General features: G+C 58.9%; 11 protein-coding genes. 8 read left to right on the top strand and 3 right to left on the bottom strand.

The features are described 5' to 3' along the window. Window positions 1–190 precede the first annotated feature (190 nt). Both JW929_10285 and JW929_10280 read right to left on the bottom strand, forming a co-directional pair. On the bottom strand, window positions 191–448 hold the full coding sequence (locus tag JW929_10285) for a WXG100 family type VII secretion target (GenBank protein MBN1439786.1): 258 nt from the start codon (window positions 446–448) through the stop codon (window positions 191–193). A 22-nt stretch (window positions 449–470) separates the two neighbouring features. Next, on the bottom strand, window positions 471–734 hold the full coding sequence (locus tag JW929_10280) for a hypothetical protein (protein MBN1439785.1): 264 nt from the start codon (window positions 732–734) through the stop codon (window positions 471–473). A gap of 104 nt (window positions 735–838) precedes the next feature. On the opposite strand from JW929_10280, the gene JW929_10275 reads away from it, so the two are divergent. From JW929_10275 to JW929_10240, 8 genes are all read left to right on the top strand, one after another. After that, window positions 839–1,822, top strand: a complete 984-nt coding sequence (locus tag JW929_10275; GenBank protein MBN1439784.1) for a WXG100 family type VII secretion target — start codon at window positions 839–841, stop codon at window positions 1,820–1,822. A gap of 45 nt (window positions 1,823–1,867) precedes the next feature. Further along, entirely contained in the window at window positions 1,868–2,479 is a 612-nt protein-coding gene (locus JW929_10270; GenBank protein MBN1439783.1) for a hypothetical protein, read from the top strand. Between the two features lie 23 nt (window positions 2,480–2,502). Further along, window positions 2,503–3,141, top strand: coding sequence for a YbaB/EbfC family nucleoid-associated protein (locus JW929_10265; GenBank protein ID MBN1439782.1), 639 nt, complete (start codon window positions 2,503–2,505; stop codon window positions 3,139–3,141). Window positions 3,142–3,657: 516 nt separating this feature from the next. Further along, window positions 3,658–5,286: a diguanylate cyclase gene (locus JW929_10260; GenBank protein MBN1439781.1), complete on the top strand. Its 1,629-nt coding sequence runs from the start codon at window positions 3,658–3,660 to the stop codon at window positions 5,284–5,286. A 386-nt stretch (window positions 5,287–5,672) separates the two neighbouring features. Continuing rightward, entirely contained in the window at window positions 5,673–7,055 is a 1,383-nt protein-coding gene (locus tag JW929_10255) for an MFS transporter (GenBank protein MBN1439780.1), read from the top strand. After that, on the top strand, window positions 7,048–8,172 hold the full coding sequence (locus JW929_10250) for a GNAT family N-acetyltransferase (protein ID MBN1439779.1): 1,125 nt from the start codon (window positions 7,048–7,050) through the stop codon (window positions 8,170–8,172). Before JW929_10255 ends, JW929_10250 begins: the two co-directional genes overlap by 8 nt. A gap of 775 nt (window positions 8,173–8,947) precedes the next feature. After that, window positions 8,948–10,198 (top strand): serpin family protein, encoded by a 1,251-nt coding sequence (locus JW929_10245; GenBank protein ID MBN1439778.1) that lies wholly within the window; start codon window positions 8,948–8,950, stop codon window positions 10,196–10,198. A 79-nt stretch (window positions 10,199–10,277) separates the two neighbouring features. Continuing rightward, window positions 10,278–11,564 carry a serpin family protein gene (locus JW929_10240; GenBank protein ID MBN1439777.1) on the top strand — a complete coding sequence of 429 codons (1,287 nt, stop codon included), beginning with the start codon at window positions 10,278–10,280 and terminating at the stop codon, window positions 11,562–11,564. A gap of 195 nt (window positions 11,565–11,759) precedes the next feature. Here JW929_10240 and JW929_10235 read toward each other — a convergent pair. Continuing rightward, window positions 11,760–14,361, bottom strand: a 2,602-nt coding sequence (locus JW929_10235) for a DUF4157 domain-containing protein (protein MBN1439776.1), incomplete at its 5' end; no start/stop codon positions are given.

Raw genomic sequence — 14,361 nt, 5'->3', positions numbered from 1 at the left:
GCGACCGCAGGGAGCGAAGCAATCTCCTTCGCTGGAAAAAGAGGGAGATTGCTTCGCCCGCCCCGGCGCGGGGTGGGCCGGGGTCGCCTCGCTCATCGCAATGACATCGCTAGGCTTTTTCAACACCCTGTTAGGATGTCACCTGGAATAATCCGAGGGAACCGGTTTACTTTCCGTGTAATCCGCGGTTTTATTTCTGATACTCCTCCGCCATCCGCTTCAACTGTTCGACGGATTTTTGCATCGCGGCGGAGTGCAATTCCATCCCCTTGCGCCAATCGCCGTAGAAGCGGAGGAACGCCTTCTGGGCGTCGCCGTTCCACTTCGGCTCCACCTCCTTGACGGCGTCGGCCAGCTTTTCCACGGCGTTTTGGATCTGGCGGTTCGCTTCGTGGACTTCCTTCAGGAATTTGCCGAGGTCTTCGGGATCGAAATCGATGACGGCCATGATTCCCCCTGTGTCGGGTGGGTTAACGGTTGCCCCGTTGGTAGGATTCCCATTCCGGGTTGAGGTACTGCTCCCGCCGGTTGACTTTAATCGAGCGGAACAACCGCTCCTGCGCTCTATAACTCTCGATCTGATCGATTATTTTTTTCCCATGGGGATTGGTTTCGTGCATGAATCCTTCCTTCTTGCGTCCTTCCCAGTTGAAATCCAGAAACCTCGAGGAAGATTCCACTTTTTCTTTTTCCGCGGTTAAAAAGCGGATCTTCTCCAGCAGTTTATCCGCCAAGCGGTCCGCTTCCGGCGGATGGATCTGGACGTCACGGTATAAATATTGAGGAGGTGGAGTAATCATTTTTCCCCCTAATATGGTATTGCATCGGATTATAAACCATGATAGTATCGTTGTCAATAGACGACGCGGAAAATATTGTCAGCGATATGGACACACAGGGGGATTGCATGGCGCGCATTAAAGTGAACACGGAAGAGTTGAAAACCAAGGCCGAGGATTTCGCTTCGGCTGGCGATGCATTTAACCGGGCCGGGGAGGAAGTCCTCGCCACGGCGCTTTCCCTGCCGAGTTACGACGGCCAGCTTTCGGGCGCGGCCCGCAAAGCGGCCTACGACCTGCAAAGCCAAGCCCAGGAAATGAACACCCTCCTGGTCGGCGACGCAGAAGCGCTGCGCAAGACGGCCAATGATTTTGATGCGGTAGATAATCTTACGGTTAATACGCTAAATCAATATCAAGAGACGTTATCCAGTAGTGATGGCTTTACTCCAGGTGTTTCTTATTCCAGTGGAGATTCTTACCTTGGGTATAAATTTGATGAGAATAATCCAGACTCTATGATCCTCTGTATATATGGAGAGTGTAAAAGAGTGATTATTACCCCTGAAAACGAAGACGCGATTAGGGATTTTATGCTTGCCGTGGATGGTGGAACCGTCACTATTCCCGATCCCATGGATCCAACTGGAGACTCTACTCTGGAAATACCCGTTACGGGCTATAAGAATGCGAAAAATGCATATAACAATGCAACAATTGCTGGAGTAGGTGGGGCGCTGGTGACTATTGGTGCAGGTCTCGCCTTGATATTTACCGCAGGAGCGTCGACGCCAGTAAGTATAGTTACCGCCGCGGGGGGAGTGGCAACCAGCACAGGCGCAGGGCTTGTTCAAGATCAAGCCGCTGCTGATATGAAACAAGCAACCAGCAATGCGGCGGCGGCTTGGAACAGCATATTTCCCGGCGAAAACAAATCGGGGGATTCCTATTACAGCATCATTGATCAAGGTCCGGGGGCGGGCCAACCCGTTTACGATCCTCCGGAAGTACCCATCAGCAGCGAGACGCCGGAACCGAATTAATGGCAGCGAAGAGGGGTTTCGAACCTTTCCTTCCGGGAAGAAGCGATGAGCCATTATTTATTTCTAATAATTATTGAAGTTGTTTTTTGGTTATCGATATTCTTATCATGCATGGTGATAGGAATTCGAGGTAAGATATTTTCGATTCCTTCGGCATATTCCCCTTTTTGCCTTCTATTAATCGTCATCGTTCCAACAATAAACCTCATGATCTCCATTGAAAACGAGGATGCAGTATGTATTCAGTCATTTCGATTATGGATCGTCTTTTTATTCTTTATATTTTTTATCGGAATGATTAACTCGAGGAACAAAACTGTTTATTGGGGTGTGGGAAAAAAGGAGTTAACGCGGATAATTCAGAAAGTCCTTGAAGTAGAAAAATGGGAATTTCACCCAAATGGAGCAACTGATGCGGTCATTATCAGCGATCTTGGTCATCAACATATCATTATATGTAGAAGGATATTTTCATTGGGCGTGATAATTACTGTCCACTCTCCGAAAAAGTGGATGCGTGAGAAAGGGCAACTGCTGACGAAAATCAACCATGTGCTGTTTGGGAATGCGATGAATTTCCAAGGCAGGATATTCCTGATTGTGCCGGTTATTGTCTCCAGCTTCATGCTGTATCTATACTATGTAACACTAAGATAATCCATTCCATTGGGGGAGGAACAATGAGACAAATCGCCAATCCGCTTAACGAGAAAACGCAAGAATATTTTCATCAAACCAAGGAAAAAATCCTTCTTTCCTGCGGCGGTTGGAAATCTGCCATTAACACTTTTTCAGATGACAACGGTCTTATCGCGCTAACTATGGATAACAGCCAAATTATCCATTCGATGCGAATATCCGATAAGCTTTTCGATGGATACGAAAAAAATGAAATCCAAGAACATATTATACATTTGATTAATAAATCAATTATCCGGGCGGGAGAAAATGCTGTCAAGGAAATGCAAAAGGCCATTTCCGAAAAAGAATTTACGAAAATATTATCGAATGAAAGGGAATTGGTAAAAGAACAGATTGAAGTATTATTAAAAAAGAATGACTGCTCAGTTCAACAATTGTCCTTAAAAAAGAAAACCCATTATTCATCAAGTGGTAAAATAATTATTACCATATCCGGGAATAAATTAGTTCAGGCCATTACAATAATGGGAGATTTGCTTAAGAAGGAGAAAAAGGATATTTTAGAACGGGAAATAATTGAAACCATAAACGAAGCCAACCAAAAAATAATGGAGGAATTGCAGGAGGCAATAAAAATAAACGAGGAGGAGGTATATAATGTTCTATTAAAAAAATGAAAAAAACGTCTGCTCCGGCGCAGTCTTCGGACAAATGGAATAGTAAGTAGATTAGTAACTTGAATATTGTGTGTTGGTGTCATATACGGGTGGAATACCAGGGATATGGCAGAATGCTGGAAGGACACAGAATGTCATGGTGAGTAATTCACAAGGTGCGCGCTGTGCCTTCGGGCAATAACCGTTTTTTTCCCCTGGGCGGGAGCGGAGCAAAGAGTCGATCTCCTTCTTCTATAAAAGAAGATTGCTTAGCTCCCTCAAAAACCTCGTAAAGGCCCTGTGTAACAACTTCTTCAATCGCTGCGAATGAACGCATTATCCCTTGGTATATGGAAGGATAAGTTGGGTAAAGAGGATGGCGCCAATAATAATTTCGGGTGTATGATTATCGTCTCTTTTCAGGATAGACATTAGCTCTTCGCCATGATGTTTGCCATCTGGCCCGGATCTTGGAATACGCCGCGGTTTGCGAAATGTGCAATAGCGGCAAGCGGGATGATTGGCTAAAATCCAGAGATGACAACCGTACCGTCAAACGGTTCCCCGATCAAGTCCGACATCGCCGGCGAGTTGTGGCTCGGCATCTCGCCGTTCCTCGGCGCCGCCCAAATCCTGTTGACGGCAATCTACCTAGCGGCCGGAGGCGGAAAGGCGTTTTGGCCGCAAATCCTCCTCTTGTTCGTCTTCCAAACGCTGGCCAACACCCTTATCACCCTGCGCACGCGGACGCTTCGGGAGATTTACCCGTGGATGATCCTGTTCGCGGGATTCAATTGGACGATGTCGTCGTTCATCGTCGGCTTCGCCGGCGGATACCCGAGCCTTTTCTGGATGATGTTCATCCTCGGCGCGATCCACAGCGGATTGTTCCTCGGCCGGCCGGGCATCCTGGTCAACGGGTTTATCGCCAGCACGGCCCTTTCCCTGCCGGTTCTTATCCAAGGCGGAATGACGGCCGGCGCCGCCGTGGGGATCGGACTGGAACTGCTGTTCCTGCTTATCATCGGCTTCATCACCGAAAAAACCGCGTATACGCTGTTGCGCGAGCGCGAAAAATCCCGCCAGGCGGAAAAGGCTCTGCGGGAATCCACCGACGAGCTGATTCTGGCGCTTGAAAAACAGCAGCACCATGCCTCCGACATGGCCCTGCTGACCGAAATGGGCGAGTTTCTCCAGGCTTGCCAAGCGCTGGAGGATACCTACGCCATCATCGGCTATTACACGCCCCGCTTGCTTCCGTTCAACCACGGGGTGCTCTTCCTGATGAACGATTCACGGACGGCCCTTGAACCGGCGGCCGCCTGGGGCGGAATCGAACTGGGCCGCAACGTACCCGCCTGCGCCGCCGCCCAGTGCTGGGCTTTGCGCCGGGAGCAGGTGCTGTGGATGGATGAATTCTCCACCGGGATGCGCTGCCACCACGTCGATTCGGCCGCGGTGTCGCAATACATGTGCATCCCGCTCTTCGCTCAGCGCGAGGTGCTCGGCCTGTTGCACCTGCAAAGCCGGAAAGGCGAAGCGGAGGATTCCGTCCCCGGCGGGGAGGGGCAAACCCGGGTGCTCGCGCTGGCCAAGACGGTCGGCGAGCATATCGCCCTTGCCGTCGCCAACCTAAAACTGCGCGAAACCCTGCGCAACCAATCGATCCGCGACGGCCTGACCGGGCTCTTCAACCGGCGCTACCTCGAGGAAACCCTCGAACGCGAGATCCACCGCGCGGTCCGCGAACAGGCGCCGCTCAGCCTGATCTTCCTGGATATCGACCATTTCAAATCCTTCAACGACCAATACGGCCATGAAGCCGGCGATGCCGTCCTGCGCCGGCTGGGCGCGTTCCTCGCCGCCCAGGTGCGCTACGAGGATATCGCTTGCCGCTACGGCGGCGAGGAGTTCGTGATCGTCCTGCCCGACGCCGCGCTGGGGATCGCCTTGTTGCGCGCCGAGGGGATCCGCACGGGAATCAAGACTATGGCCGTCCAGATCGGCGGGAAAACGCTTTCGGGAATCACGCTCTCGCTCGGCGTCTCGGCGATCCCGGAATGCGAACCTTCCGGGGAGATCCTGTTGCGCGCGGCGGACGCGGCGCTGTATCAAGCCAAGGCCGAAGGCCGCGACAAGGTCGTGGCCGCAAATCCGGCGAAGTGAAGAACACCGGCGGCGCAACGGTAAACATCATCGTGTCTGCTCAGCGGGTTTACTATTGAAAAGAAGTACCGCGCTTTCCCTCTTCACCCCTATCCTCCGTCACACCGGACCCACACGGCGAAGCCGGGGCGGGATTGAGGATTTGGAATAAAGAAAGAGAAAGGACGAAGGGCTGAGGAGAGCCAATTATTCTTCACTGCTCCGCCAGCGATCGTCATGCCGGCCTCGCCGTGGCGCCTGCCCTCACGCCCGCCTTCCCGGCGCGGGGGAAGCGGCGCTATGCCAGGAGCGGGGGTAAGGGGAAACCGAGATCCGGAGGCGTTTCGCATATAATTGGCGGAATGTCCGGAACCGCCATTCCATCCTGATTTGAGGTTTCCACCGGCATGCCCCCCAAACTCACCTTGCGCGAAAAGTGGATCTACGGGTCGGGCGACCTTTCCTTCAGCCTGACCAGCACCATCGTCGGCGCGTTCTTCGCCATCTACCTGACCGACGTGGTCGGAGTCCCGGCTGCGGTCGCCGCCCTGGCGATCTTCGTCGGCGGCACCTGGGATTACATCAACGACCCGATCGTCGGCTACCTCTCCGACCGCACCCGTTCCCGCTGGGGAAGGAGGCGCCCGTTCCTGCTCTTCGGCGCCGTCCCGCTGATGGCGGCCTTCGCCCTGATGTGGTGGCGGCCGCCGATCGCCGATCCGCTTTGGCTGGGCGCGTATTTCTCGCTGATGTACCTTGTCTACGAACTGGCGGCGACCTTCGCCTACATCCCCTTCATTGCCCTGACCCCCGAACTCACCGCGGATTACGACGAGCGCACCGCGCTGATGTCGACCCGTGCCTTCTTCTCCATCCTCGGCAGCCTGATCGCCTTCACCGTACCGCTGATGATCGTCGGAACCTTCCGCCCCGAAAACGCGGGGCGGATTTTGGCGATGGGCGCGGTGATCGGCGCCTTTTGCGTCCTGCCCCTGTGGCTGGTGTTCTTCGGGACCCGCGAACGGAAGGAGTTCATGCGCCGGCCGCCGAAGGGGCTGCGCGAGTCGATCGCCGCCCTGCGCCGCAACCCGCCCTTCGTGTTCAACCTGGTGATCTACCTTTTCACCTGGGTCACGGTCGCCATCATCCAGCTGATCATGCTCTACTACATCAAGCACGTCGTCCGCCAGGAGGCCAACAACGACCTGATCATGGCGACGATCTTCATCGTGGCGATGGCCGCCCTGCCGCTGTGGGAATGGATCTCGCGCCGGCTGAACAAGCGCTGGGCTTACATTCTCGGGACCGCCTTTCTGGCGGCGGTTCTGCTCGCCCTCTCCGCGCTCGATCCCTCCATCCGCCTGCCCATGATCCTGGCAATCTGCGTGCTGGCCGGGATCGGCGTCTCGGCCGCCCACATCGTTCCCTGGTCGATGCTCCCGGACGCGATCGAATACGGCGAATTGCAGAGCGGGGAGCGGCACGAGGGCATGTACTACAGCCTGATCTCGCTGGCGCAGAAGATCGCGGTCTCGATCGCCCTGCCGCTGGCGTTGTTGGTCCTCGACCGATCCGGATACGTCCCGGGCAACGCCGCCCAGCCCGAATCGGCCGTCAACGGAATCCGCCTGATCGCCGGACCGATCCCGGCCGTGCTGCTCGGGCTGGGGATCCTCTTCGCCGTCTTCTATCCGCTCGGGCGCGAGAACTACACCGAGATCGCGCGCACGCTCGAAGCGCGGCGGGCGAAGGCGGACCCGGCCGGTCCGCCGGAGGCCGCCGATGATTGACGTCCGGCCGGTCCGCACAGCCCGCGAGCGGCGCTTGTTCCTCACCTTTCCCTGGCGCATCTACGCCAAGGATCCGCTGTGGGTGCCGCCGCTGCTCCCCGAACGGCAAAAGGCGATTGATCCGCGGCGCGGGCCGTTCTTCCAGGACGGCTACGCCGATTTTTTCCTGGCCTGGAAGGACGGAAAGACGGCGGGAACGATCTGCTGCGCGGAAGATACCGCCGATACCCGCGCCCGCGGCCGCGCCGACTGCCTGTTCGGCTTCTTCGAATGCATCGAGGATTATTCCGTCGCCGAGGCGCTGTTCCTCCGCGCGGAGGCGTGGGCCCGCGATCACGGGATGAAGGCGATCTACGGGACCTACAACCTGGACCGGGAGGATTCGCGCGGGATTTTGGTGGAAGGGTACGACCGCCCCCCGGCGATGCTGTGCGGACACAATCCGCCGTATTACGCGAAGTTCTGCGAGCGCTTCGGGATGACCAAGCGCCACGCCGACAATCTCGCCTATTGCGCCGACATCGATCTTTCCGCTCCGAAGATCCGGCGCCTGATGCACCTGGCTGAACGGGTCCGCCGGCGCAAGAACATCGCCATCCGCGGAGTGAACCTGAAGGATGTGGACGGCGAAATCGACCGCATCTGGGACCTGCAGAACCGGGGCCTTGCGCATTTGGACGGCTTCGTCCCCTATTCGCGCGCGGCGATCGAGGCAATGGTCATGCCGCTCAGGGACCTGGCCGATCCCGATCTGGTCCTGTTCGCGGAAATCGACGGCCGAACCGTCGGCTGGTTCCCGGCCATCCCCAACTACAACGAAATCCTGATCCACCTTAACGGTTTGCGCTATCCGTGGGATTACCTGCGGGTGCTGTGGTACCGCAACAAACGGCCAAAAGGCATCGCCATCAAGAGCGTGGCCGTTCCGCCGGAGTATTGGGATACCGGCGTGGCGGTGCTGCTGTTCGACGAGATGGCCCGGCGCGCCGCCGCCAAGGGTTATATATGGGCGGATCTTTCGCTGACCGGCGAGGACAACCCCGACACCTGGAACATCGCCCACCACATGGGCGCCAAGGTCTATAAGCGTTACCGGTTTTATCGGAAAGAGGTATAACCTCCCTCCCGTCCGGGGCTGTCTATGGACTACCGCGCGGCAAGCCGCGCAATGGTGATCCTCCCGCGAAAGCAGGAAAAAGTCGGAAGACGGCGTCTGGGGATATTTCCACGCAGTTGTTGGTTCGTCATTCCCGCGCGGTTTTGGCGGGAATCCAGGGTTTCCACGACAGGAAACCCGTCACGAACACCCCGCTTCATAATCGTTCCGGTCCCCAACAACTGGGAAGGGAAATATTGGCCCCGGCTTCGCAGGGTAGGCGCGGGTACCTGTCCCGGGTTTCGCTTGGGATGACGATCCGGAGAGAGATAAGAGCTCTTCTTGGATAATCCCGGATTTAATAATTGGGGGATGAATATTTTTCCTCCCGCCCAACCGCCGAAAAAATATCAGGACCCCCTTCTCCCAACGTCAGTCGGGAGAAGGGTTGGGGATGAGGGTTGGGAGAAGGGTTGGGATAAGGGCAAGGGATGAGAGGTGGGAGATGGACTGAATATGAGGATTAGGAGGAGGCTGGGATGAGGGCTGAGAGAAGAGCTGGGCATGAGGGTTGGAGGAAAGGTTGGGGATGCAGGCCGGTAAAGGGGAAACCTCCCTTCTCCCAACGTCAGTTGGGATTAGGGCTGGGGATGAGGGCTGAGGGAACTTAAGGCGTTTTGCATCGTCTTTATCATATATGAAAACGGCCACGCGCGGTTTTTCCACCCTTGTTCCGGAGGTTAGAGTATCCGCTATGATCCGTTCTCTTTGGATTCCCGGTATACTGGTTTTTGCCATGGCATTTCCATCTGCTTGTTCCCCTTCTTCCGGCCAAGCCGCGGCGGCGCAATCCGGCTTGCCGCGGGAGACCGCGCCGCAGGTGCCGGACGCCGACTTCGCCGAATTGGTCCGCGGCAATTCCGGTTTCGCCTTCGACCTGTACCGGGAAATTTCCCCGGGGGAAGGCAACCTCTTCTATTCCCCTTACAGCATTTCCATTGCGCTGGCGATGACCTACGCCGGGGCAAGAAACCGGACGGCGGAGGAGATGGCGCAGGCGCTGCATTTCACCCTGCCGCAGGAACGCCTGCACCCGGCTTTCAATAAATTGGCGCTGGAACTGGCGGGCCGAGCCGCGGCCGCCGGCTTGGATCCCGATCAGGCGTTCCAATTAAACGTCGCCAACGCGCTTTGGGGGCAGACCGGTTTCCCGTTCCGGCAGGATTTCCTGGACCTGCTCGCGCGCAATTACGCGGCCGGCATGCGCCTGGCGGATTTCAAACAGGCTCCCGAAGCCGCCCGGCGGGCGATCAACGATTGGGTGTCCCGGGAGACTAAGGATAAAGTCGAGGAAATCATCCCGGCCCCGCCGCCCGAGATCATCACCGTACTCACCCGCCTGGTGCTGGCCAACGCCGTGTATTTCAAGGCCGCCTGGCTGTACCCCTTTGAATCGCATGCCACCCGGCCGGGCGCATTTCGCCTTTTGGATGGGACCACCGTCGAAGCGCCGATGATGCACGGGCAAGCCCGGTTGCCGAGCATGCACGAAGATGGATTCACCGCCGTGGAGTTGCCCTACGCCGGGAGCCAGGTCTCGATGCTGTTCCTGGTTCCGGATGAGGGGCGTTTCCGCGAGGTGGAATCCCGATTGGATGCCGGATGGTTGGATGCGGCGGTGGCCAGCCTGAAATCCGGGCGGGTCGATCTGATGCTTCCGAAATTCCGCTTCGATTGGACGGCGGAAGGATTGCCGCAGGCATTCCAATCCCTCGGCATGGCGGAAGCCTTCACCATGAACGCGGATTTCTCGGGCATGGACGGCGAACTGGACCTGTACATCTGCGCCATCCTTCACAAGGCGTTCGTTGCTGTCGACGAAGCGGGAACCGAGGCCGCCGCTTCGACGGTCGTGGTCATGTTCGAAAAAGCCGCCCAGATGAGCTCCGCCAGCATCACCATCGACCGCCCGTTCTTCTTTCTGATCCGCGACAATCCGACCGGGACGATCCTCTTCCTCGGCCGGGTGATGAATCCAGCTGCATAGGAGTCCTCCCCCGCTCGGTGCTCTGCGCCGAGCGGGGGAGGATCGAAGAGGGGGAGCAAGAGAGGGGGAAGGAGCTCATATGAAAAAAGGAATCTTTTCAAGTTTGGTTCTCCTATCCGTCCTGCTGCTGCTTTCCGCCTGCGCGCCCGAAACGGCCGAGGCCAAGGAAGCCCGTTCGGATCTAGTCCGGGATCCGGCGCCGCAGGTTTCGGATGCGGATTTGGCCGAGTTGGCCGGCGGCAACAACGATTTCGCCTTCGCGCTTTACGGCCAAGCGGTGAAGGGCGGCGGAAACGCGTTCTACTCCCCCTACAGCATCTCCGTCGCGCTGGCGATGACCCACGCCGGCGCCAGGGGACAAACGTCCGAGCAGATGTCGGCCGCGTTGCATTTCGCGCTGCCGCCGGACCGACTGCATCCGGCGTTTAACAAACTGGCCTGGGAATTGGAAGGCCGCTCCAAATCGGAGGAGTTGGCGCCCGACCAGGTCTTTCAGCTCAACGTCGCCAACTCGCTGTGGGGCCAGAGCGGTTTTCATTTCGAACAGGAATTCCTGGACCTGCTGGCGGTGCATTACGCCGCCGGCCTGCGGCTGGCGGATTTCCGGAACGACGCCGAAGCCGCGCGGCAGGAAATTAACGATTGGGTCAGCGACTCCACCAACCAAAAAATCAAGGATATCATTCCGCCGGGTGCCTTGGACGAACTCACCCGCCTGGTGCTGGCCAACGCGGTCTATTTCAAGGCCGCCTGGCTGCACCCCTTCGATGCGGAGTTCACCGAGCCGGGCGATTTTCATCTGCTGGATGGGAGCGCCGTCTCGGCGCCGATGATGCGCCAGCAGGCGCGGCTGAACAACGCGCGGGGCGAGGGATTCACCGCCGTGGAACTGCCGTATGCGGGGCGGCAACTCTCGATGCTGATCCTCCTGCCGGACGAGGGGGCTTTCGAAAGCATCGAGGGCCGGCTGAATTCCGAATTCGTGGATTCGGCCTTGGCGGCGCTGGATTACGGAGAGGTCATCCTCTCGATGCCGAAGTTCACCTTCGAGTGGTCCGCCGGTTTGGCCGGCGGGCTGGCCGCGTTGGGGATGCCCGATGCGTTCGATCCTGGACGCGCGGATTTCTCGGGGATGGACGGGACGCGCGACCTCTTCATCACGGAAATCATCCACAAGGCGTTCGTCGCCGTCGACGAGGCGGGCACCGAAGCCGCCGCGGCGACGGTCGTCATCGTCGGCACCACCTCCGCCCAGCCGGAGCCGCCCCTGCCGATCGCCGTCGACCGCCCGTTCTTCTTCCTGATCCGCGACAACCCGACCGGGACGATTCTCTTCCTGGGGCGGGTGATGAATCCGGCGGTGTGAAGATCCTCCCCTGTTTGTCGTCTTCCGATAAACGGGGGAGGACAAAGAACCCCCCGTTCGTTTCTGATCCGGGACGGACCGGCGGGGATTTCCCCCGAATGGACAGAGTTATGAACCCGGTGATGTGATACCAAACCGTACATTTTCGAAAAGCGAATCGACGGATTCCCGGACCATTCGGCCGCGGTTGAAAAGTTAAGGATTTAGCGGTATCGTCGAATGCACGCTGATGTGGAATTCGTCGGAGACCACCATCAGGTTGTCCAGGTCGTACAACGGACCGCCGTTCTCGAGCGGTGTGATGTGATGCAGCTGATACTGACCTCCGGGTCCGAAGGGCGCTAGGCCTGATTGCATCAGAGTCCGGTTGGCTTGGTTGAAGCCGGAGCTCAGAACCGGATCGTTTTCGACGGCCTGCCAGAAGGCGGCCCGGAATTCGTCGAAATTATTGAAGGTCTGTCCGCGCAGTTGGGTGGCGATCTGTTCCGGGATCAGGCCGATCCGCCCGCGCGTCGAGGCTCGCAGCCAGTCTTCGCCCGCCCGGACCGGCGGGAGCCTGGCGCCGCCGGACACCGTTCCCGCGATATTCCGCGGCGTAGCTGCCGGCGCCGGACCGAGAGGCGCCATCGCCCGGCGACGGAAGCCTTGCAGCACCTGGCGCTCCAAGTCCTCCACCGTGTTCACCCCCCGCAGCAACCGCAGCGCGCGCGGAAAATCCTCCTGCTGGATGTGGAAGTAAATTTTTAACTGGATCATGATGTTGCCGTCCAGCGCCGCGCCGCTTTCTAGCAAACGGTCTAGTAGCTGCTGGACTTCGTGTATTTGCGGGCGCGTGAGGTTGGGGATGACGCACAGGGAGGAGCAGTTGGTCAATATCTGCCGAACCGCCGGGGACATGGTTTCGTAGGCCGAGCGGGTGGCGGGATTATCGACCAGGAACGCCCGGGTTTCCGGATTCAAACCCCGCTGCCACTCCAGGAGGTCGGGCGCCCGCATATGTCCGGTTTCTCCGGCGAGATGGTCGGAGATCCGCCGGCCGAGGTTCCGGCCCGGCGCGTGGCTTTCGGCGTCGGCGACGAGACGGCGGATCTGCTGTTCGGCCTCCACCACGTTGCCGGCGCGCCGCGCTTCCAGCGCAGCCCGCACCGTCCCGCGCAGCGCGCGGAACGCGGCCAGGGCGCCGTGCAGGTCGGTGATTGCGCCGACGATGTCCAGCGCCACCCAGAACAAGGATGGTTCTTCTTGAGAGATGGCGCGGGCTTTGTCGAAATCGGTGCCGTTCATGGCGGCCTGCAGCAGGTATTCCTGCGCGTGCGTGACTGCCATGTATCCGCTTACTCCGGCCGCGCCCACGGCCGCGATAAAAGTGCCGGCGGCGACCAGGCTGGAACCGCCGCTGGGAATCGCGGCGATAAGCCCCAGCACCAGCGCCACCAGCCCGATCGCCAGGTCGACGAGCACCCGGTTCTGGGCGGCCTGCGCGGCGGCCTGCATCCGTGAGCGCAAGACGATCCCCATCCGGGCATCGTCCCGGATTCCCAACTGGTCGCGGGTGAGGGCGATGATGTTGGGCAAATCCCAGACGGAGAGATCGCCGTCCCGGACGGCCTCCCGCACCCGACGGATGTTGTTCAGCGTCTCTTCGGTTTCCCCGTACAACATCCTGGCGGCCGAGGGGGAACGTCCCGAAGCGATCGTATTGAGGTCGTCGATGACGCCGTCGATGTCGATGTAGGCGTCCGATTCAATCGTCGTGTAAGCCGCCAGGATGGGGTAATCCGCCTCAACTTCGTTTCGCGCAAGCGCGTATTGCCGGCGCCGCTCCTCGAGGTCGCGGTTGACGCGTTCGAAACGCGCCGGATCGGTGATCGTCGTTTCGCAATCCACCTCGCTGCATACGGTCTGCCGGAGTCCGTTGCGCTCCGCCACCAGGGCGCGGATGGAACGGACCTCGCCCAGCAGCCGCCGGGCCGCCGCCGCCAAGCCGGCGGTGGCGGCGTTGGAAGCCATGCCCGCCGGCGTGTAGCTGCTGATTTCTAGGGCGTGTTCCCCGTAGTCTCCCCTTGTCGGACGATACTCAGTCCTTTCCGGCGTCAATCCGTAGCGTCCGCGCTCGCCGAGCGCGCGCTCCTCGCTTATGCTCAATGCCTCGCTCAGATTGGCGCGGGCCATGGTTTCGATCTGGTGCTCGCTGACCTGGTTCTCGCTGTGGATGCGCCCCGCCGCCGCGTCGACGATCGGCTGGATTCTGTCCTTGACCGCCAGCAGCGCTTCTTGCTCTTCCAATTGGGCCGCGGGCAGGGGAACGCCGCCGGGAAGGGTGCCCTCGCGCCGATAGTCCTCGGCGCGCCGCCGTTCGCTTTCGATGTCGGCGCTGGAAAAACGCCGCAACCGTTCGGCGAAACTCGCTGCGGCGCCGGCGTCTCTATAGTCAAGCACCAGTTGGGTGAGCTGGCGGTATACGTATTCGGCGTCCTCGGCCAGGGCGATCCCCTCAAAGTGATAAATTGGACCGGCGGGGAGCGTCGACTCCAGGATCTCGCCGGCCGGCGCTTCCGCTGCGCTGGACCATGGCCGTTCCGTTCCCGGCAGGCAGGTGTGGGTCGTCGGATCGCAGTAGCGCCGGACGGTATTCGAGTCCGGGTTTTCCTCCTGCTGCGTCACGTGCGCCAGCTCGTGCGCCAGCAGCTTGCGACCCTCGCCGGTTTCCGGTGCGTAGCGGCCCGAGTCGAAGACGACGTCGGAGCCGGCGGTGTAGGCCAGGGCCCGGATGGATTTCGCCGAAGCGGCGGCCTCG

It is taken from the genome of Anaerolineales bacterium, assembly GCA_016928575.1.
GTDB lineage: Bacteria > Chloroflexota > Anaerolineae > Anaerolineales > RBG-16-64-43 > JAFGKK01.
The sequence above is the reverse complement of the archived record's forward strand: the minus strand, read 5'-3'. Positions and strand labels throughout refer to the sequence as shown.

Coding starts and splice junctions, on each gene's coding strand:
- JW929_10250 (MBN1439779.1), top strand. CDS start 7,048: ATGATTGACGTCCGGCCGGTCCGCACAGCCCGCGAGCGGCGCTTGTTC.
- JW929_10255 (MBN1439780.1), top strand. CDS start 5,673: ATGCCCCCCAAACTCACCTTGCGCGAAAAGTGGATCTACGGGTCGGGC.
- JW929_10265 (MBN1439782.1), top strand. CDS start 2,503: ATGAGACAAATCGCCAATCCGCTTAACGAGAAAACGCAAGAATATTTT.
- JW929_10240 (MBN1439777.1), top strand. CDS start 10,278: ATGAAAAAAGGAATCTTTTCAAGTTTGGTTCTCCTATCCGTCCTGCTG.
- JW929_10275 (MBN1439784.1), top strand. CDS start 839: ATGATAGTATCGTTGTCAATAGACGACGCGGAAAATATTGTCAGCGAT.
- JW929_10245 (MBN1439778.1), top strand. CDS start 8,948: ATGGCATTTCCATCTGCTTGTTCCCCTTCTTCCGGCCAAGCCGCGGCG.
- JW929_10260 (MBN1439781.1), top strand. CDS start 3,658: ATGACAACCGTACCGTCAAACGGTTCCCCGATCAAGTCCGACATCGCC.
- JW929_10270 (MBN1439783.1), top strand. CDS start 1,868: ATGAGCCATTATTTATTTCTAATAATTATTGAAGTTGTTTTTTGGTTA.
- JW929_10285 (MBN1439786.1), bottom strand. CDS start 448: ATGGCCGTCATCGATTTCGATCCCGAAGACCTCGGCAAATTCCTGAAG.